Source organism: Sinorhizobium sp. CCBAU 05631 (genome assembly GCF_002288505.1).
Taxonomy (GTDB): Bacteria; Pseudomonadota; Alphaproteobacteria; order Rhizobiales; family Rhizobiaceae; genus Sinorhizobium; species Sinorhizobium fredii_C.
The window spans coordinates 2,381,560-2,400,715 of the sequence record NZ_CP023063.1; the positions used below are offsets into that span (position 1 = coordinate 2,381,560).

The 19,156-nt window shown below is 63.5% G+C and carries 17 protein-coding genes; 8 read left to right on the forward strand and 9 right to left on the reverse strand.

Features of this window, described 5'->3' with window-relative positions:
• Window positions 1-134: 134 nt before the first annotated feature.
• From xdhB to SS05631_RS11715, 5 genes are all read left to right on the forward strand, one after another.
• Window positions 135-2,471 (forward strand): xanthine dehydrogenase molybdopterin binding subunit, encoded by a 2,337-nt coding sequence (xdhB, locus tag SS05631_RS11690; protein WP_037414810.1) that lies wholly within the window; start codon window positions 135-137, stop codon window positions 2,469-2,471.
• A gap of 462 nt (window positions 2,472-2,933) precedes the next feature.
• Window positions 2,934-3,842, forward strand: a complete 909-nt coding sequence (locus SS05631_RS11700) for a LysR substrate-binding domain-containing protein (protein WP_037414804.1) — start codon at window positions 2,934-2,936, stop codon at window positions 3,840-3,842.
• Window positions 3,843-3,996: 154 nt separating this feature from the next.
• Entirely contained in the window at window positions 3,997-5,229 is a 1,233-nt protein-coding gene (gene puuD / locus SS05631_RS11705) for a urate hydroxylase PuuD (protein ID WP_037414802.1), read from the forward strand.
• Window positions 5,226-6,542, forward strand: a complete 1,317-nt coding sequence (gene guaD, locus SS05631_RS11710) for a guanine deaminase (protein ID WP_037414799.1) — start codon at window positions 5,226-5,228, stop codon at window positions 6,540-6,542. Before puuD ends, guaD begins: the two co-directional genes overlap by 4 nt.
• 102 nt (window positions 6,543-6,644) lie before the next feature.
• Window positions 6,645-7,790: an alpha-hydroxy acid oxidase gene (locus SS05631_RS11715; protein WP_037414797.1), complete on the forward strand. Its 1,146-nt coding sequence runs from the start codon at window positions 6,645-6,647 to the stop codon at window positions 7,788-7,790.
• A gap of 45 nt (window positions 7,791-7,835) precedes the next feature.
• On the opposite strand, the gene uraH is transcribed toward SS05631_RS11715, so the two are convergent.
• From uraH to SS05631_RS11745, 6 genes are all read right to left on the reverse strand, one after another.
• Entirely contained in the window at window positions 7,836-8,198 is a 363-nt protein-coding gene (gene uraH / locus SS05631_RS11720; protein WP_037414794.1) for a hydroxyisourate hydrolase, read from the reverse strand.
• Window positions 8,195-8,710, reverse strand: coding sequence for an ureidoglycolate lyase (locus SS05631_RS11725; RefSeq protein WP_037414791.1), 516 nt, complete (start codon window positions 8,708-8,710; stop codon window positions 8,195-8,197). The genes uraH and SS05631_RS11725 overlap by 4 nt, the downstream gene beginning before the upstream one ends.
• A 72-nt stretch (window positions 8,711-8,782) precedes the next feature.
• Window positions 8,783-9,286 carry a 2-oxo-4-hydroxy-4-carboxy-5-ureidoimidazoline decarboxylase gene (gene uraD, locus SS05631_RS11730; protein ID WP_037414789.1) on the reverse strand — a complete coding sequence of 168 codons (504 nt, stop codon included), beginning with the start codon at window positions 9,284-9,286 and terminating at the stop codon, window positions 8,783-8,785.
• Window positions 9,286-10,215 (reverse strand): allantoinase PuuE, encoded by a 930-nt coding sequence (gene puuE, locus SS05631_RS11735; RefSeq protein WP_037414786.1) that lies wholly within the window; start codon window positions 10,213-10,215, stop codon window positions 9,286-9,288. The genes uraD and puuE overlap by 1 nt, the downstream gene beginning before the upstream one ends.
• Before the next feature lie 77 nt (window positions 10,216-10,292).
• Window positions 10,293-11,105 (reverse strand): DUF1045 domain-containing protein, encoded by an 813-nt coding sequence (locus tag SS05631_RS11740; RefSeq protein ID WP_037414783.1) that lies wholly within the window; start codon window positions 11,103-11,105, stop codon window positions 10,293-10,295.
• A gap of 76 nt (window positions 11,106-11,181) precedes the next feature.
• Window positions 11,182-12,312 carry an FAD-binding oxidoreductase gene (locus tag SS05631_RS11745; RefSeq protein WP_037414779.1) on the reverse strand — a complete coding sequence of 377 codons (1,131 nt, stop codon included), beginning with the start codon at window positions 12,310-12,312 and terminating at the stop codon, window positions 11,182-11,184.
• Between the two features lie 39 nt (window positions 12,313-12,351).
• Here SS05631_RS11745 and mnmD point away from each other — a divergent pair, with 39 nt between their 5' ends.
• On the forward strand, window positions 12,352-13,068 hold the full coding sequence (gene mnmD / locus SS05631_RS11750) for a tRNA (5-methylaminomethyl-2-thiouridine)(34)-methyltransferase MnmD (RefSeq protein WP_037414777.1): 717 nt from the start codon (window positions 12,352-12,354) through the stop codon (window positions 13,066-13,068).
• 6 nt (window positions 13,069-13,074) lie between these two features.
• Here mnmD and SS05631_RS11755 read toward each other — a convergent pair whose 3' ends face one another.
• Complete coding sequence (locus SS05631_RS11755; protein WP_037387508.1) at window positions 13,075-13,527, reverse strand: host attachment protein; 453 nt, start codon at window positions 13,525-13,527, stop codon at window positions 13,075-13,077.
• A gap of 658 nt (window positions 13,528-14,185) precedes the next feature.
• Between SS05631_RS11755 and SS05631_RS11760 the strand changes: the two genes are divergently transcribed.
• The gene (locus tag SS05631_RS11760; RefSeq protein WP_037414776.1) at window positions 14,186-15,721 is read left to right on the forward strand and encodes a DEAD/DEAH box helicase; all 1,536 of its coding nucleotides are present in this window, start codon (window positions 14,186-14,188) and stop codon (window positions 15,719-15,721) included.
• 214 nt (window positions 15,722-15,935) lie between these two features.
• Here SS05631_RS11760 and SS05631_RS11765 read toward each other — a convergent pair whose 3' ends face one another.
• Together SS05631_RS11765 and SS05631_RS11770 are read right to left on the reverse strand one after the other, a co-directional pair.
• Window positions 15,936-16,865 carry a DMT family transporter gene (locus SS05631_RS11765; protein ID WP_037414945.1) on the reverse strand — a complete coding sequence of 310 codons (930 nt, stop codon included), beginning with the start codon at window positions 16,863-16,865 and terminating at the stop codon, window positions 15,936-15,938.
• Between the two features lie 106 nt (window positions 16,866-16,971).
• Window positions 16,972-17,433, reverse strand: a complete 462-nt coding sequence (locus SS05631_RS11770; RefSeq protein ID WP_037414775.1) for a GyrI-like domain-containing protein — start codon at window positions 17,431-17,433, stop codon at window positions 16,972-16,974.
• Window positions 17,434-17,760: 327 nt separating this feature from the next.
• Between SS05631_RS11770 and SS05631_RS11775 the strand changes: the two genes are divergently transcribed.
• Window positions 17,761-19,155 (forward strand): circularly permuted type 2 ATP-grasp protein, encoded by a 1,395-nt coding sequence (locus SS05631_RS11775; protein ID WP_083853892.1) that lies wholly within the window; start codon window positions 17,761-17,763, stop codon window positions 19,153-19,155.
• The last annotated feature ends 1 nt before the right edge of the window (window position 19,156 follow it).

Sequence of the window (19,156 nt, forward strand, 5' to 3'; positions counted from 1 at the left end):
GCAGCGCCCCGCTTCGCTCGGGAAGTGGCAGGAAGGAAAGTGGCGCGGTAAGTGCCTTCGCCCCGCTCGCGGGGAGAAGGTGGCCGGCAGGCCGGATGAGGGGCAGCAACTCCCTCAGTTGGGGGCGCTAAGCGATGGATAAATCCGCCTTCGAAGAACGCACCACCATCGCCGGCCCGATGCACAGCGAACTGCGCCACGACAGCGCCCACAAGCACGTCGCCGGGACCGCCGACTATATCGACGACATGCCGGAGCCCGCCGGCACCTTGCACGGCGCACTTGGCCTCACCGACCGGGCCCATGCGGAAATCCTCGAAATGGACCTCTCCGCGGTTGCCGCCCTGCCCGGCGTCGTCTCAGTGCTGACCGCAAAGGACATGCCGCATTCGAACGACATCAGTTCCACGCATCTCCACGACGAGCCGGTGCTCGCCGACGGCCGCGTGCAGTTTCATGGACAGCCGGCCTTCGCGGTGATTGCCGAGACGCGCGACATTGCCCGCCGCGCGGCGCGGCTGGCGAAGATCACCTATCGCGACCTGCCCCACAGGATCGATGTGGCCGACGCAATCGCCGGAGGCGGAGAGCTGGTCACCCCGCCATTGACTCTTCAGCGCGGCGACGCGGAGGGCGAACTGGAGCGCGCGCCACGCCGGCTCAAGGGCAAGATGCGCATCGGCGGCCAGGAGCATTTCTACCTGGAGGGGCACATCGCGCTCGCCATTCCGGGCGAGGATGACGACATGACCGTCTGGGTATCGACCCAGCATCCGAGCGAAATCCAGCATATGGTCGCGCAGGTGCTCGGCGTCCCCTCAAACGCCATCACCGTCAACGTCCGCCGTATGGGCGGCGGCTTCGGCGGCAAGGAGACGCAGGGCAACCAGTTCGCCGCACTCGCCGCCGTCGCCGCGCGCAAGCTGCGTCGTGCCGTCAAGTTCCGGCCCGACCGCGACGACGACATGGTGGCGACCGGCAAGCGCCATGACTTTCTCGTCGATTACGACGTCGGCTTCGATGATGCCGGGACCATCCTGGCAGCGCAGGCGACGTATGCGGCGCGCTGCGGTTTCTCCGCCGATCTTTCCGGGCCGGTGACCGACCGAGCCCTCTTCCATGCCGACAACGCCTACTTCTATCCACACGTGAAGCTGACCTCGCGACCCTTGAAAACCAATACGGTTTCCAATACCGCCTTTCGCGGTTTCGGCGGGCCGCAAGGCATGGTCGGCTGCGAGCGGATCATCGAGGAGGTTGCCTATGCGCTCGGCAAGGACCCGCTCGAAATCCGCAAGCTGAACTTCTATGGCGACAAGGATTCGGGACGCAACGTCACGCCCTACCATCAGAAGGTCGAAGACAACATCATCCGGCAGATCGTCGAGGAACTGGAGGCGAGCGCCGACTATCAGGGCCGGCGTGCCGCGATCATCGACTTCAACAAATCGAGCCGGGTGATCCGCAAGGGCATCGCCCTGACGCCGGTCAAGTTCGGCATTTCCTTCACCCTGACCCATCTGAACCAGGCCGGCGCGCTCGTTCACATCTACACGGATGGCTCGGTCCATCTCAATCACGGCGGCACCGAAATGGGCCAGGGCCTCAACACCAAGGTGGCGCAGGTTCTCGCCGACAGTTTCCAGATCGATATCGACCGGGTGAAGATCACCGCGACGACGACCGGCAAGGTGCCGAACACCTCCGCAACCGCTGCCTCCTCGGGCTCCGATCTGAATGGCATGGCTGCCTTCGACGCCGCCCGCCAGATCAAGGAGCGCCTCGTCGCCTTCGCCGCCGAGCGCTGGCAGACGACCGCCGACAATGTCAGCTTCGTGCAGAACCACGTGAAGATCGGCGAAGAACGCGTGCCCTTCGCCGAATTCATCGGCCAGGCCTACATTGCCCGTATGCAACTATCGGCCGCCGGCTTCTACAAAACGCCGAAGATTCACTGGGACCGCGCAGCCGGACGCGGCACGCCCTTCTACTACTTCGCCTATGGGGCGGCCGTCTCGGAAGTATCGATCGACACATTGACCGGGGAATACCTCGTCGACCGGGTCGACGTGCTGCACGACGTCGGCCGCTCGCTCAATCCGGCGATCGACATCGGCCAAGTCGAAGGCGGCTTCGTGCAGGGCATGGGCTGGCTGACGACGGAGGAACTCTGGTGGGACGAGAAGGGGCGGCTGAGGACCCATGCCCCGTCGACCTACAAGATCCCGCTCGCCTCGGACCGGCCGAAGATCTTCAACGTGCGCCTCGCCGAATGGTCGGAAAATGCGGAGAAGACCATCGGCCGCTCCAAGGCGGTGGGCGAGCCACCCTTGATGCTGCCGATCTCGGTGCTGGAAGCACTGTCGATGGCGGTCGCCAGCGTCGCCGACTATCGCGAATGTCCGAGGCTCGATGCGCCGGCGACGCCGGAGCGTGTCTTGATGGCGGTGGAGAGATTGAGAGGGATTTGAGCTGTTCAGGGGCAAGTTTGGCTCAACGATTTTCAGCAACCGTGGAGGCCCCTAACCCTCTCCCCGTTCTGACGGACTTGGGAGGTGCCGCGAGTCCCTTCGCCCCGGCCTGCGGGGAGAAGGTCGCGGCAGCGGGATGAGGGGCATTTGTCGACCTACCGGAGCCTTTCATCCTCCCGCCGCGGCACGTCCCAGTCCATGAGACCCAAGTCTCTCTTCATGTAATCGGACGTCGTTTCGAGGTCGAGTTTCAAGCTCCGGCCTCTCATCCGACGAAAGGCAGAGGTGACTGTGCGGATTGCTCCACGCACTGAGCGAACTGGCTTTCTTTCAGCATATTCCAATACATCGCAGGACATCTGAGCACCCTTTCGAAAGCTGTGAACTTGACTTGCAGCATGCCGCCAAAGATGCTCGAACTCCAATCGAACATCTGCCTGCATGCATCAAGAGAACTTATCCATGAAGATGTCGAAGCAGTTTCCGCTGAATGCGCTGAGGGTCTTCGAGGCAGCCGCACGGCTTGGCAGCTTCACCAGGGCCGGGGAGGAGCTCGGCATGACCCAGACGGCGGTTAGCTACCAGATCAAGCTCATCGAAGAGAGCGTCGGAGAGCCGCTGTTCCTCAGGAAGCCGCGCCAGGTGACGCTGACGGAAGTCGGCCATCGGCTGTCGCCGAAGGTGACCGAAGCATTCGAACTGCTGCAGGACGCGGTCGCCTCGGCGCGCCGCGACACGGAAACGGCGCTGCTCATCAACTCGACGGCGACCTTTGCCTCGCAATGGCTTGCCCGAGAGATCGGCACGTTCCAACTTGCACACCCGAATATCGCCGTACGTCTGGCGGCGAACGACGCAATCATCGATTTCAACAAGGAATCGGTCGACGTGGCGATCCGCTCCGGAACGGGCGATTGGCCGGGCCTTGTCAGCCATCGGCTGATGCGGGTGGAATTTGCCCCGATGCTCAGCCCCGCGCTTGCGTCGACGATCGGCGGCGTACGCACGCCGCGAGACCTTCTGAAGCTCCCCATTATCGGCCCTGGGGATCCGTGGTGGCCGGCATGGTTCCGCGCCGCCGGCGTCGACGACCCGGATTTGGCCGGCAGGCCGGCAATCCGGCTCGGCTCCCAAGCCTTCGAGGCGCGGGCAGCGGTCGCCGGCCAGGGCGTCGCCATTCTGATGCCGGAATTCTATAGCGACGACGTGGCGCTCGGCCGGCTCTACCAGCCTTTCAAGCTGCGCTGCAGCGAGGGTCACGACTATTGGCTGGTCTATTCCTATGCCCGCCGCAATGCCTTCAAGATCCGCGCCTTCCGCGACTGGATCCTTGGCAAGCTAAATCCAGGCGAGCCGGCAGGCCAGCGATGAATCGGTTTAGGAGAACGCCGCTCTAACCTTTTGGAAAAGATTGGTTTCAAGCGCGCTGGCATTGGCGGTGAAATACCACCGAGTGATCACGTCACCCCTTCCCCGCTCCCGTTTTTTCTCGCAAGCTGCGACACCGGAGAGAAAGGGGATCTGAATGTATGAATTCGCCATTGCCTGGGAATGGCTGGCCTTTGCCGTCCGCTGGCTGCATGTGGTGACCGCCATTGCCTGGATCGGCTCGTCCTTCTACTTCATCGCGCTCGACCTCGGCTTGGTGAAACGCGACCACCTGCCGCCCGGCGCCTATGGCGAGGAATGGCAGGTGCATGGCGGCGGCTTCTACCACATCCAGAAATATCTGGTGGCGCCCGCCACGATGCCGGAACATCTCACCTGGTTCAAATGGGAGTCCTATTCCACCTGGCTCTCCGGCTTCGCGATGCTCTGCCTCGTCTATTACGGCGGCGCCAATCTGTTCCTGATCGACCGGCATGTGCTGGACATCTCGGCGACGACGGCAATCCTGATCTCGCTTGCATCGCTCGGTGTCGGCTGGGTCTTCTACGATCTCCTCTGCAAATCGCCGATCGGCAAGAATACCTGGGGCCTGATGGCCCTTCTCTACCTGGTGCTGGTCGCCATGGCCTGGGGCTACACGCAGGTCTTCACAGGCCGCGCTGCCTTCCTGCATCTCGGCGCCTTCACGGCGACGATCATGTCCGCCAACGTCTTCTTCATCATTATCCCCAACCAGAAGATCGTCGTCGCCGACCTGATCGCCGGCCGCACGCCCGATCCCAGGCTCGGCGCCCAGGCCAAGCAGCGTTCGCTGCACAACAACTACCTGACCTTGCCCGTGATTTTCTTCATGTTGTCAAACCACTATCCGCTTGCCTTCGCGACGGCGTTCAACTGGATCATTGCGGCCCTGGTGTTCCTGATGGGCGTGACGATCCGCCACTGGTTCAACACCACGCATGCGCGCAAGGGCAAGCCGACCTGGACCTGGCTCGCGACAGCGATCCTCTTCATCCTGATCATGTGGCTGTCGACGGTGCCGAAGGTGCTGACCGGACAAGAGCGGGCCGAGGCCGCACCAGCGTTCAAGCGCTTTGCCGAAAACGCGCATTTCCCGGCCGTCAAGGACACGATCGCCACCCGCTGCAGCATGTGCCATGCGGCCGAGCCTGTTTACGAAGGCATTGGCCGGGCCCCGAAGGGGGTCACGCTCGAGAGCGACGCCGAGATTGCCGCTTTGGCGCGGGAAATCTATATCCAGGCCGGGCGCAGCCACGCCATGCCGCCCGGCAACATAACCGATATGACGGCGGACGAACGCAGGCTGCTGACGGCCTGGTTCGAGAGCGCCGTCGGGGAGGCAGAATGACATCCATCCTGATCCGCGGCCGCACATTGAGCTTCAACCGCGCGCCGGAGAGCATCGACGACAGCGCCGGCTATGCCTATGAAGGCGACGGCGCGCTCCTTGTCGAGGATGGCGTCATCAAGGCTTGCGGCCCCTACGCGACTGTAAAGACGGCAGCGCCGGAAGGGGTGGAGGAGATCGATCACCGGCCGCACCTCATCGTGCCGGGCTTCATAGACACGCATCTGCACTTCCCGCAGATGCAGGTCATGGCCTCCTACGCGGCCAACCTGCTCGAATGGCTGAACACCTACACGTTTCCGGAGGAATGCCGCTTCGTCGAAACCGCGCATGCGGAGCGGATCGCCCGGCACTTCTTCGACGAGATGGTCCGCCACGGCACGACGACGGCAACGGCCTATTGTTCGGTGCACAAGGCGTCCGTCGACGCCTTCTTCGCCGAGAGCCTGAGGCGCGGCACCTGCATGGTCGCCGGCAAGGTGATGATGGACCGCAACGCGCCGCAGGGCCTGCTCGACACGCCTGAGATGAGCTATGACGAGACGCGGGCGGTGATCGCCGACTGGCACGGCAGGGGCCGCAATCACGTCGCCATCACCCCGCGCTTCGCCATCACCTCGACGCCGGAGCAGATGGAGGCGGCGAAATCGCTCGTCCGCGAGTTTCCTGACCTGCACGTACAGACGCATCTCTCCGAAAACCCCGACGAAATCGCCTTTACCTGCGAGCTCTATCCCGAAGCCAAGGATTATACCGACGTCTACGCCCGCTACGGCCTGCTCGGGCGCAAGAGCCTTTTCGGCCATTGCATCCATCTCTCCGAGCGCGAAGCCGATGCGATGAGCGAGACCGGTTCTGTCGCCGTCTTCTGCCCGACATCCAACCTCTTTCTCGGTTCCGGCCTGTTTCCGCTCCACGCCCTGACGCGGCGGGCGAAACCGGTGCGCGTCTCGGTCGCTTCCGATATCGGCGGCGGCACCAGCTATTCGATGCTGAAGACGCTCGACGAGGCCTACAAGATCGTCCAGCTCCAAGGCGAACGGCTGAACCCCTTCGACAGCTTCTACATGATGACCCGGGGCAATGCCGAGGCGCTTTCGCTTGCCGATCGCATCGGCACGCTGGAGCCGGGCAGCGATGCCGACCTTGCGGTCCTCGACATGGCGGCCACACCGGCCATGGCGCTCAGGGCCGAAGTGGTCAATTCGCTCGCCGACGAGCTCTTCCTCCTGCAGACGATGGGGGACGATCGCTCGATCGTCGAGACCTATGTGGCAGGCAAGCCGGCGAAATCCACGCTCGGCACCACCTGAGGCAAGAGGTAAATTTTTTTGACCACTTGCCTCAGGCGACTATTACAACCCTTCCGAAAAGATGTTAAGGCGTCCGTCTTCTCCATTCGATGAGGGCCATCCATGACGCAAATCCTCGACATCAGCGACCTCAAGGCGCTTGCCAGGCGGCGGGTACCGAAGCTCTTCTTCGACTATGCCGACAGCGGCGCCTGGACGGAGGGCACCTATCGCGCCAACGAAGAGGATTTCGCCAAGATCAAGCTGCGTCAGCGGGTGCTGGTCGACATGACCAACAGGTCGCTCGAAACGACGATGATCGGCCAGAAAGTCTCGATGCCGGTGGCGCTTGCACCGACGGGTTTGACGGGCATGCAGCACGCCGACGGCGAGATGCTGGCGGCGCAGGCGGCAGAGGCCTATGGCGTTCCCTTCACGCTGTCGACGATGAGCATCTGCTCGATTGAGGACGTCGCCTCGGTGACGACGAAACCCTTCTGGTTTCAGCTCTATGTGATGCGCGAGCGCGAATTTGTGCTCAACCTCATCGACCGCGCCAAGGCGGCCAAATGCTCGGCCCTCGTCCTGACGCTCGACCTGCAGATACTCGGCCAGCGGCACAAGGATCTCCGCAACGGCCTCTCGGCGCCGCCCCGCATGACTCCGAAACATCTCTGGATGATGGCGACGCGCCCGGGCTGGTGCATGAAGATGCTCGGCACGAACCGACGCACCTTCCGCAACATCGTCGGCCATGCCAAGAGCGTCACCGACCTCTCCTCGCTCCATGCCTGGACCGCCGAGCAGTTCGACCCGCAGCTTTCCTGGAAGGACGTCGAATGGATCAAGGACCGCTGGGGCGGTCCGCTCATCCTGAAGGGCATCCTCGATCCGGAAGACGCGAAAATGGCGGCGAAAACCGGCGCCGACGCAATCATCGTCTCGAATCACGGCGGCCGCCAGCTCGACGGGGCGCCGTCCTCGATCAGCATGCTGCCGAAAATCATCGATGCCGTCGGCGACCAGATCGAGGTTCATCTCGACGGCGGCATCCGCTCCGGACAGGACGTGCTGAAGGCAGTCGCGCTTGGAGCCAAGGGCACCTTCATCGGCCGCCCGTTCCTCTATGGCCTCGGGGCGATGGGCAAGGACGGCGTGACCCTGGCGCTCGACATCATCCGCAAGGAGATGGACATCACCATGGCGCTCTGCGGCAAGCGCAACATCAACGACGTGGCTCGCGACGTCATAGCCGACTACGCGATGTGAGGCGCCAGATGCGGGCGCCGTGCGCCCACATCCTTCTCGTCCGGCTCAGCTGCCGCGATAGGTCGAATAGCCGTAGGGCGAGAGCAGCAGCGGCACGTGGTAGTGGCTGGCGGCGTCGGCGATGCCGAACCGCAACGGGATGAGGTCGAGGAAGGCCGGCTCGACAAGCGCCACTCCGGCCGCACGCAGATAATCGCCGGCGTGAAACACAAGTTCGTACTGCCCCGCCTTGAAGGCTTCGCCCTCCGCAAGCGGCGCATCGACGCGACCGTCGCTGTTCGTGCGGACCGTGCAGATCGATTGCCGCTCCTCGCCTTCCAGCCGATAGAGATCGATGCGCAGGTTCTCTGCCGGCTTGCCGAGCGCCGTGTCGAGAACATGGGTTGTCAGCCGGCCGCTCTTCTTCATCGGACTGTTCCCTTCGAAGGCAGATCTGGGATAACGAAAGGTTCCTCGTAGAAGAACTCCTCGAGATTGTTGCCCGGTCCGCCGCGATCGACAACGAGGAAATCGCTGACGGTATCGACCGTCATCAGCGGATGATGCCAGACGTTGCGGCCATAATTGACCCCCTGCCGGCCCCCTGCCAGGAAAACCCGCGGCCTGCCCGGGCGCCCGCCCTCATCCTCGGCGGCAACCGCGAGCCAGGGCCGATCTTGAAGTGGCGAAAAACTCTGGCTGCCGAACGGGTGGCGTTCCATCATGGTGATGCTGTAAGGAAAGCTCCGCGGCTGGCCGCGAAAGATGCTGATGATCACCCGGGCGCCCTCCCCGATCACGTCGGCCTCGGCAAGCGCATGAAACCGCTCTGTATTGCCGCCATTGATCAGCCGCGCCGACGCGGGGTCGGCCTCGATGACGCTGCCGAACGGGGCGAACGCCTCCTTCGTCAGGGGCTCGATCGAAAGCAGATGCGACATCAGGCCCGGGTCCCAACTCTCCGGCCATGGAGATCCGGGCGCAGTGCGGCGCCGGTAGGCGGAACGGTCTTGTCAGGCATTGTCATCTCCCGGAAGCATGGAACTGAGACGCAGCCGGGCGATCCGCTCCACCTGCGCGCAGGCGGTTTCAAATTCCTCTTCCGCGGAATTGTCAATCCGTTGCTCGAAGGCGGCGAGAATCTCCGCCTTCGTCAAACCCTTCACCGCGATAATGAAGGGAAAGCCGAATTTCTTGGTATAGGCGGCGTTGAGCTTCGTGAACTGCGCATGCTCTTTCGGCGAGAGCCGGTCGAGGCCCGCCGATGCCTGTTCGGACGTCGATTCCGCCGTGAGCTTGCCGGCAACGGCGAGCTTACCGGCTAGATCGGGATGGGCGCGCAGGACCGCCAGACGTTCTGCGGGCGATGCCGCGCGAAAAGCGTTGCAGAGGGCCGAATGGACGTTTCCGGCCGTCAATCCCGACGAGGCGGCATGGTCGAACGCACGCTCCGCCACCCAGGGGGAATGCTCGAAGATACCGCCGAAACGGCGGACGAAATCCTCGCGTTCCGACATCAACGCATTCCCTCCGGTCTGTGGTGTTCATACCAGTGGCGGGCGATATCGATGCGCCGCGGCACCCACACCTGATCGTGCGACAGGACGTAATCGATGAAGCGGCCGAGCGCCGCCGCTCGGCCCGGCCGGCCGACGAGACGACAATGCAGGCCGACATTCATCATCTTCGGGCTGCCTTCCTTGCCCTCCTCATAAAGCACGTCGAACGTGTCCTTGAGATAGGTGAAGAACTGGTCTCCCGAATTGAAGCCCTGATTGGTGGCAAAGCGCATGTCGTTGGCGTCGAGCGTGTAGGGGATGATGAGATGCGGCTTGTCGGGTGTCAGCCCCGGGACCCAATAAGGAAGTTCGTCCGCATAGGAATCGCAGGAATAGAGGAAGCCGCCCTCCTCCAGCACGAGCCTCAGCGTGTTGACCGAAGGCTTGCCCTGGTAGATGCCAAGCGGCCGCTCGCCCGTCAGCTCCGTATGGAGCCGCACGACCTCGCGAATATGCTCGCGCTCCACCTCCTCCGGAAAATCCCTGTATTCGAGCCAGCGCAGCCCGTGGCTGGCGATCTCCCAGCCGGCCTCCTTCATCGCCGCAACCGCCTCCAGGTTGCGGGCCATGGCAAGCGTCACGCCATAGACCGTTAGCGTCACGCCACGGCTCGTGAACATCCGCCACAGGCGCCAGAAACCGGCACGCGCGCCGTATTCGTAGATTGATTCCATGTTGAGGTTGCGCTGACCCGCCCAGGGCTGCGCGCCGACGATCTCCGACAGCAGGCACTCGGATGCCGGATCGCCATCGAGAATGCAGCTTTCGCCGCCCTCCTCGTAATTGAGGACGAACTGCACGGCGATGCGCGCATCGCCCGGCCAATGCGGCTGCGGCGGCGTGCGTCCATAGCCAACAAGGTCGCGCGGATAGGAAGTCTCGGCCATGAAATCACCTTCGATTTTCCGAGACGGTAGCACCGCGCAACGGATTGTCGAGATGAAAATGACGGCGCGAAAGGAGGTTAGCGGATTGCCGAAACGGAATTGGCCAGCAGCGGCGAAGCGCCGCCGGCGTCACCCGTTGACTTACCCGATAACTGAGGCTGCGCCGAGGACCGAACCGTCCTTTCGCTCCTTGGACGGACGGAAATCTTGCCGAGCGGATGCTGGGAATGGACCCGCATCGGCGCGCCCTTCTCCGCTTCGACGAACAAGGCGAGGCTTTCGACCGCAAGCGGCTTCGTCAGATGCGGTTCGAAGACTTCGCGCAACGGCGCCTCGAGGCCTCGTCCGGCTTCAGCACCCAAAGGACCAGTGAGCTTCATATGGAAGCGGTACTCTTCCATCACGAAGGGATCGCCCCACCGATGCAGATTCGAAAATTGCGGGGCAGTCAACCGGTCGGGATCGGAACGTTCGATTTCGTCCTCGCCGAGCGGCGCCCGAAAGCGGTCGAATGCCTGCAGGACCCGCGCGGCGAGCATATGCATCGCACGGCTCGGCACCGTCGGCGTCAGCCCCAGGCATTGCCCGAGGCGCGCCACCTCCAGCCGCTCGATCGCGAACGGCGTCTCGGCGCTGGTGAAGTGCATCAGACTTCTCAGCAGCTGCGCTTCATCGGCGCCTTCCGCGAGGCGGAAGGGCGCCATGATCATCGCGTGGAAGCCGAAGCGGCGCGGAACGGCCGTGTGGAAGGCGATCTCGGAAACGCGAAGGCCGGCGATCGACGGCGGCTCGACGGGTTCGCCCGAATAGACGCTGCGGCCAAGCCAGCTTGCCGCCGCCGCGGACAGCGGGTCGCCCATCGGCGGCGTAAAACAAATGGCGTACCGCATTGCAAGGCTCCGAAATTCGGTTCGATAGCCGCCTCTTAGGTGATTTGCGTGACAGATTGACGAAGTGGAATGGGGGCTACTGCAACGCCGCGATATGGGTTTCGCACCGGAAGGATTGCGGCAGTTCGGCGGTCCTGCGCCCGGCAATCTCGTCGATGACGAAGCCCGCCAGAACATGTGCCAGTCCAAAACTGACCTTGAAGCCGCCCGTCAGCACCGACAGCCTTTCATATTCCGGATGGCGGCCGACCATCGGCTCCCGGCCGGTGGCCTTGGGGCGCAGACCGGCCCAGCGTTCGATCACCGGTGCATCGCGCAGCAGCGGGGTGAGTGCAACGGCGCGTTCGATCAGCGCATCCAGTTGCGCGTCCGTCGAAAAGGGCTCGGCGAATCGGTTCTCGCTGGTGCTGCCGACGGCCACAAGGCCGTCCTCATGCGGAACGATGTAGAGCCCGTCGGTGAAGATGATCGGCGCGGCCGGATCAATATCGGCGCGGAGCAGCGCCGCTTGCCCCTTGACTGGGCCGCCGCTCGCCGCCTGCGGCCGCTCCGCCAACCGATCGACCAGCGGAAAACTCGCGACACCGGCGGCGAGGATGCAATGCCCGAACGCGACCTCGCGGCCATCGAAGAGTGCTAGCCGAGCGTGCTGCGGGTCGATCGACAAAACGTCGGCGCCCTCTTCGATCTGGACATGAGGAAATGCATCGAGTGCCGCCCGCAAGGTCGCCAGGAGCCTGCGCGGCGCCACGCGTGCGGCAAGCGTGTCCTGGACGAGGCCGAAGGGTGCGGCGTTCGCTGCCGGCCAGCCGTCGGTATCGGCGTCGCGGACGTGCCAATGATACCGCTGGTCGCCAGCGACCCAGTGCCGCTCCGCGTCCTGCTGGTGGCCGAGCGCGATATCGCGCAGATGCTGTCTGCCGAGCGGCATGATCCGGCCCGAGCGGCGATAGCCCGCCGATAGACCCGTCTCGCCCTCGAGCCGGGCAATCTCGCCCTCCAGCGAAACAAGCGCATCGAACTGGAACTGTTTCTTCGCGTTCCAGCGGTCCGGCATGTGCGGCATCAGCGCTCCGAGCAGGCCGCCGCTTGCGCCTGCACCGATCCCCTTCCGCTCGAGGAGGCGCGTCTCGATGCCGGCACGGCCGGCCATGAGCGCCGCCCAGAGCCCCATGATACCGCCACCAACGATCAAAACTTCGCTCATCGATTGACCTTACCCCGCCGCAAGTCTATCGCCATCGCCATGACAGAGACCGATCTCCGCCAGAACCAGCCGACCGCAAGCCAGAGCCTTGAATGGCATGCGGGCGATATGCCCTATTCGGTGAAATTTGGCGATCACTTTTACTGCCGCACTGACGGCCGGCTGGAATGCGGCCATGTCTTTCTTTCGGGCAACAGGCTGCCCGCGCGCTGGAGCGCAGGCGGGACCTTTACGATCGGCGAGCTCGGCTTCGGCACCGGCCTGAACTTCTGCGAGACCTGGCGGCAATGGAAAGAGGCACAGGTCCCCGATGGCCGGCTACACTTCGTCTCCTTCGAGCGCTTCCCGATGCGCGCCGGCGAAATCGACCGGGCACTCGCCCATTGGCGGGAGATCGACGCCGAGCGCCGCGCGCTTGTCGTCCCTTGGCCGGATGCGCCGGCCGGCCGGATCGACATCGACTTCGACGGCGTGCGTCTCACCGTCGTCTGCGGCATGGCGCTCCAGGGCGTTGCCCAAACGCGGGAAAGTTTCGACGCCTGGTTTCTCGACGGCTTCGCCCCGTCGCGTAACCCCGACATGTGGTCGCAGGAACTCATGCAGGCGGTTTTCGACAAAACCGTCAAAGGCGGCACCTTCGCCACCTATGCGGCGGCAGGTTTCGTCCGCCGCAATCTCGCTGCGGCCGGCTTCGTGGTCGAGCGCCTTCCGGGCTTCGCCGGCAAACGCGAAATGCTGCGCGGCGATAAGCCCTGAAGCGATCTAGCCGGGAAAGACCACCGACTTGACCGTGGCGATCAGTTGCTCGGTCGGCACCGCCACGCAATTGCGGTCGATCTCGGCGACGGTCTTTTCCTTGACCTGATGGGAGAGCAGCTTCCTGAGGTCGCCCAAGGTCTTCGGCGCGGCGCAGATCACCAGGTTCTCGAAGGCGTTTTCCAGCGCATAGTGGTCGAGCTTCCCGGCAATTTCCACGGCGAAGCGGTGCTGTTCCTCGCGAACCGGATCGCTGCTGTATTCCATGGCCGAGCGGCCGTGTCCGACCGACGAATGGCTGCGGCCCGGCTTGTCGGCCATGATGTCCTGAGCGCGCCTCGCCTCGATCTCGTAGGATTCCACCTCCGGCTGCTGATGCCCGTCCTTCAGCAAGTTGACGTCCTTGACGATGCGCGCGGCGTTGCCATCGGCTGCCAGTATCCAAATCCGGTTCCGCACTGGTTCCTCTCCTGTATCTCGATTGGCAGATAGGTCGGCGAAGACTAAAGGGATGGAACGGCTGAAGCCGCGTCAGGTTCCCGAATCGCCGAGCGTCCAATTTTTGTCCAGCTTCACACGGCTTGGTTGCGAACGCAGCTGAGCATCGAAACCGGGTTTCGGCGCCGGCCCGTATCGCTCCCGCTCCTGCCGAACTGGACCACGCAATTCCTGCAATATGCGCACCCGGCCTAGCCGAGATGCCGGGGGCCGAGCCGCAGAATTGTACGCTCCGGCGCCTGTTCTGCAAGCTTTCATCCATGATGCTTGGCCGATCCTGGCCATGACGAACTTTCCTGAACGCCGGCCTTCGAGAAGGCTGCTGCGGCGGGCCAATCTCGCACATGCAAAAGATGCCGCTTGACTTTTCGGGCCAAAACAACGACATGGACAGCGCGTCACCTTCCGGCCGCCGCGTGAGCGCGCCCTCGGCAAACACTTCGAGCCGTGAAGAAGGAATAGCGCGAGACATCGCCGCAACCGGCGGCAGCACAGACGCTTGACGATTTTCTCTAAACCACAAGTTCCCAATTCACGCGGGGTTCTTGACGCCAGACGACACCGGAATTGCAAGAGGCGATTCCGGCGCATGCGTTTGGCGCCCCGAAAGGTATATCCATTGTCCACTTTCAAAGACCTCGGCCTATCGCAGCAGATCCTGGCGACCCTCTCCGCCAATGCCTTCGAAAAGCCGACGCCCATCCAGATGCAGGCCATCCCGCTTGTTCTCAAGGGTCATGATCTCATCGGTCTTGCCCAGACGGGCACCGGCAAGACCGCCGCCTTCGGTCTGCCGATGATCGAGAAGCTTCTCGCCGATGGCGGGCGCGCCGACCCGCGCAACATCCGCGCGCTCGTGCTGGCCCCCACCCGCGAACTGGTCAATCAGATCGCCACCAACCTTAAGCTTTTCGTGAGAAAGAGCCCGCTGAAGATTGGCGTCGTTGTCGGCGGCGTCTCGATCAACAAGCAGACCGAACAGCTCGCCCGGGGCGTCGACATTCTCGTCGCAACGCCCGGCCGCCTGCTCGACCTCGTCGCCCGCAAGGCCGTGACGCTGACGCAAGGGCGCTACCTCGTGCTCGACGAGGCCGATCAGATGCTCGACCTCGGATTCATCCACGATCTGCGCAAGATCTCGAAGCTGGTGCCGAAGAACCGCCAGACGCTGCTCTTCTCCGCGACCATGCCGAAGCAGATCGCCGAACTCGCCGGCGAGTATCTGACCGATCCGCTCAAGGTCGAGGTAACGCCGCCCGGCAAGGCCGCCGACAAGGTCGAGCAATATGTCCATTTTGTCCCCGGCAAGGACCTGAAGACGACGATCCTCAAGAAATCGCTGACCGACAATCCCGATGGTCTGTCACTGGTCTTCAGCCGCACGAAGCACGGTGCCGAGAAGCTGATGAAGCATCTCGACCATGTCGGCTTCAAGGCCGCCTCAATCCACGGCAATAAGAGCCAGGGCCAGCGCGAGCGCGCGCTGAAGGCGTTCCGCGACGGCGAAATCCGCGTGCTCGTCGCGACCGACGTCGCCGCACGCGGCATCGACATTCCGGGTGTGACCCATGTCTACAACTACGATCTGCCGGAAGTGCCGGACGCCTATGTGCATCGCATCGGCCGCACCGCCCGTAATGGCCGCGACGGCATTGCGATCGCCTTCTGCTCACCGGACGAAATCCGCCTGCTGCGCGACATCGAAAAGCTGATGGGCATCCAGATCGCCGTCGCCAGCGGCGAGGCGCCGGCCGACCAGGCTCGTCCCTCCAAGGGTCGCGGCGGTCGCGGCAACGGCCAGCAGCGCGGCAATGGCGGTGGTCAACATCGCGGCAGCGGCGGCGGCCAGCGCCGCGACGGAGCTCAGCGCCCGCAGCGTCCCGCGCGGGAGCCGGCAACGAGCGGGTTTGCAGGCGACGAACTGCTGCGCGACGATCGTCCGCAGAAGAGCGAGCGCCGCGATCACCGGGCCGCCGGCCAAGGCCACCACGACGGCCGGCCGGAGGGCAACCGCAATCACGAAAACCGCAAGCACCATGGCCGCCCCGGCCCGAAGCATGACGGCCGGCGCCAGGGCGACGGGCAGCCCGGCAATCGCCGCGGGCGCGGTCAAGGCATGCGCCGCGCAGACAATGGCGGCGGCCGCCAGGGCTGAGCCGCCTGCGATAACAGTGACCCTTGCGCCTCCGAAAGGACGCGAGGGTCGCTGCAGATATTTCCTACTGCATGTCTCCGGCCGCGGGCCCGACCTCCACCTTGGCGCGACCTGCGTCGAGACCACCAAGCGTTCATCGTGGTGCGCAACGTTCTCGGGAAACAGCAAGGCCCCGATCCGCGCTCGTCTGAGCTCTCGCATACGCTGCGCTGCTCTATTTCGCTGAGCCTGCCGCAACATTGATTGCGCGTTCCCCAGCCGGCGCCTCGCCATTGTTCTTGCGATTGGTGAGGTAGACGCCCGTCACCGCAATAACGGTTCCGACGATCATCGGCCAGGTCAGGGCTTCGCCGAAGAAGAGCGCCGCCTGGACCGCCGCGAGCGGCGGCACCAGATAGATGAGCGATGCGGCGCGCGAGACCTGGCCGCGGCGGATGAGATAGAGCAGGAGCGCAATCGCCCCCATCGACAGGCCGAGGACCGACCATGCAAGCGCTGCGACGAGCTCGAGGTTCCAGGTGACGCGCAGATCCTCGAGCATCAGGGCCAACGGCACGGTGACGACCAGGGCGCCGACATATTGCAGGGCGGCGATCGACCGAATGTCACCGTTTTGCAGATATCGCTTCTGGTAGAGCGTGCCATAGGTCACCGCCGCCATGCCGAGGACGTTGATGGCCACCGGCAGGAAATGAATGGGCGTCGAGGCGGTGTCGAGCGCCAGCGTCTTCGGCAAGACGGCAAGTGCGATGCCGCAAAAGCCGAGCACCAAACCGAGCCGCTGCTGCCGGCTGAGATTCTCGCCGATCAGGAACGGCGCGACGGCCGCCGTCATCAACGGCTGCAGCCCGGCGATGATGCCGGATATGGCCGCGGGCACCCCCTGCCCGATCGCCCACCATACGGCGCCAAGATAGAGGCCGTGCAGGAAGATCCCCGACACAATCGCGTGGCCGATCAGGCTCCAGGAGCTGGGCCAGCGCGCGCCGGTCGCGGCGCAGAAGCCGACGAAGAGCAGGATCGCCACGCTGTAGCGCAGCGCCAGGAAGGTCAGCGGATCGGCGAAGAATGCAGCATATTTCGCCACCACCCAGCCCGTCGACCAGAGCAGCACGAAAATGGCCGGGGCCAGGCGGGCAAGCATCATAGGTGTTTTTCCCGATCGAGGCGGACCTCGATGAGCGAGACCGTCGCCGCGGCGATAGACCGCGTGCCGCCCCTGGTCAAAGCAATTTTTCTGATGGTTGCGATCAGCGAATTGGAACCATCAGTCGCAGAGAGGAGGCAGACGGGGAGACGAAGCCGGGCGCGTATTCTTCGCGGTAGTGTAGATGGGTCTGATCGACGACGTGGCCCGCAGCCGCAATCCACTCGAACATCTTGCGGTACTGAACGAAAACATCTCCTCCTTCAGGGTGGTGCATCGTCGTCGCAAAGCGCATGGCCGGCAGGTCCATGTAGTCGGGCGCTGCAAAGGTCTCGTGATCTTCTCCGGCATAGCCGATCAGATAGGTGAAGCCCTCCGGCCGGAAATTCCAGGAGAGGCCTATAAGGGCGGCGTGATCGCGCGGATGCGTGCGGCGTCGATGCTCCTGCGTCTCGGCGATCAGCCGGTGGATGGCGCCGTCGGCCGCTTCGATGAATGTGCCGTCCCAGAGGCGGCCGGTAACCCGTTGCGCCGGCCGTTCGGCGATCTCGTATATTGCGTCCATGCCGTCACCGCCTTGCCGTCACCACCTGACCAGCGCCGATATCTTATTCCTGCCGCATCGATGAACAAGATCGGCAATCAAGGCTTCCACCGAGACCGCAACCTGGGGTGGGGCGCCAAATAATCAGGCATCTGCCCATTTCCAAATCAGCAGGAGAAATCCGGCACGCACAAATCGCAAGCCGGAGAGACGAAAGCGCCTTCAATTTTCGGACCGGCGCAAGCCGAAAATTCTTCGCGCGCGACTGTGCACGCTTCTTGCATTGCGGCAACCGTTGTACTCAAATGGACAAAAATAAGGGGATCTACGCCTTTGGCATTTGACGAAATGATCAATGCGGACAGCAGTCCGCGCCAGCCATATTCGACCTATCATCAATGGTATGCCAGCCAGGACAGAAACCGGCTCATAGCGAAATCGAGAGAAGCCGAGAACATCTTCCGCAAGACGGGCATTACTTTCGCAGTCTACGGACACGCCGATTCATCCGAAAAGCTCATCCCCTTCGATCTCATTCCCCGCATCATATCCGGACGTGAATGGCGACGCCTCGCCCAGGGCATCGAACAGCGCGTCATTGCGCTTAACGCCTTTCTGGACGACATTTACCACAAGCAGGAAATCATCCGCGCCGGCCGGATCCCGCGCGAATTGATCGAGAAGAACGACGCCTTCCTGCCGCAGATGATCGGCTTCCGGCCGCCGGGAGGCGTCTATACCCACATCGTCGGCACTGACATCGTGCGCACCGGCGAAGACCAGTTCTACGTGCTCGAAGACAACGCCCGCACGCCTTCCGGTGTCAGCTACATGCTGGAAAACCGGGAAACCATGATGCAGATGTTCCCGGAGCTCTTCCATCAGAACCGCGTGCGGCCGGTGGAGAACTATCCCTATCTGCTGCGCCAGAGCTTGTCATCGCTGGCGCCTCCCGGCTGCTCCGGCAAGCCGCGCGTCGCCGTGCTTACCCCCGGCATCTACAATTCCGCCTTCTACGAGCACGCCTTCCTCGCCGACATGATGGGCGTCGAACTGGTGGAAGGGTCGGACCTCAGGGTCATCGACGGCAAGGTGAAGATGCGCACGACGCGCGGTTACGAGGCGATCGACGTGCTCTACCGCCGCGTCGATGACGATTTTCTCGACCCCTTGACCTTCCGACCGGATTCGGCGCTCGGCATTCCCGGCATCATGGACGTCTATCGCGCCGGCAACATCACCATCGCCAATGCGCCGGGCACCGGCATTTCCGACGACAAGGCGATCTATTCCTACATGCCGGAAATCGTCGAGTTCTATACCGGCCGCAAGCCGTTGCTCGAAAACGTCCCCACCTGGCGCTGCTCGGAACCGCAGAGCCTCAAATACGTGCTCGAACATCTGGAAGAGCTCGTCGTCAAGGAAGTGCACGGCTCCGGCGGCTACGGCATGCTCGTCGGCCCGACGGCGACCAAGAAGGAGCGTGCCGCCTTCGCCGAGAAGCTCAAGGAGCGCCCCGGCAACTACATCGCCCAGCCGACATTGTCGCTCTCGACCGTGCCGATCCTCGTCAACAAGGGTATCGCGCCCCGGCACGTCGACTTGCGTCCCTATGTGCTCGTTTCCGACAAGGTGCAAATCATTCCCGGCGGGCTGACGCGTGTCGCCCTGAAGGAGGGCTCGCTAGTGGTGAATTCCAGCCAGGGCGGCGGCACCAAGGATACCTGGGTACTGGAGGACTAAG

Coding starts and splice junctions, on each gene's coding strand:
- xdhB (WP_037414810.1), top strand. CDS start 135: ATGGATAAATCCGCCTTCGAAGAACGCACCACCATCGCCGGCCCGATG.
- SS05631_RS11700 (WP_037414804.1), top strand. CDS start 2,934: ATGAAGATGTCGAAGCAGTTTCCGCTGAATGCGCTGAGGGTCTTCGAG.
- puuD (WP_037414802.1), top strand. CDS start 3,997: ATGTATGAATTCGCCATTGCCTGGGAATGGCTGGCCTTTGCCGTCCGC.
- guaD (WP_037414799.1), top strand. CDS start 5,226: ATGACATCCATCCTGATCCGCGGCCGCACATTGAGCTTCAACCGCGCG.
- SS05631_RS11715 (WP_037414797.1), top strand. CDS start 6,645: ATGACGCAAATCCTCGACATCAGCGACCTCAAGGCGCTTGCCAGGCGG.
- uraH (WP_037414794.1), bottom strand. CDS start 8,198: ATGAAGAAGAGCGGCCGGCTGACAACCCATGTTCTCGACACGGCGCTC.
- SS05631_RS11725 (WP_037414791.1), bottom strand. CDS start 8,710: ATGTCGCATCTGCTTTCGATCGAGCCCCTGACGAAGGAGGCGTTCGCC.
- uraD (WP_037414789.1), bottom strand. CDS start 9,286: ATGTCGGAACGCGAGGATTTCGTCCGCCGTTTCGGCGGTATCTTCGAG.
- puuE (WP_037414786.1), bottom strand. CDS start 10,215: ATGGCCGAGACTTCCTATCCGCGCGACCTTGTTGGCTATGGACGCACG.
- SS05631_RS11740 (WP_037414783.1), bottom strand. CDS start 11,105: ATGCGGTACGCCATTTGTTTTACGCCGCCGATGGGCGACCCGCTGTCC.
- SS05631_RS11745 (WP_037414779.1), bottom strand. CDS start 12,312: ATGAGCGAAGTTTTGATCGTTGGTGGCGGTATCATGGGGCTCTGGGCG.
- mnmD (WP_037414777.1), top strand. CDS start 12,352: ATGACAGAGACCGATCTCCGCCAGAACCAGCCGACCGCAAGCCAGAGC.
- SS05631_RS11765 (WP_037414945.1), bottom strand. CDS start 16,865: ATGCTTGCCCGCCTGGCCCCGGCCATTTTCGTGCTGCTCTGGTCGACG.
- SS05631_RS11770 (WP_037414775.1), bottom strand. CDS start 17,433: ATGGACGCAATATACGAGATCGCCGAACGGCCGGCGCAACGGGTTACC.
- SS05631_RS11775 (WP_083853892.1), top strand. CDS start 17,761: ATGATCAATGCGGACAGCAGTCCGCGCCAGCCATATTCGACCTATCAT.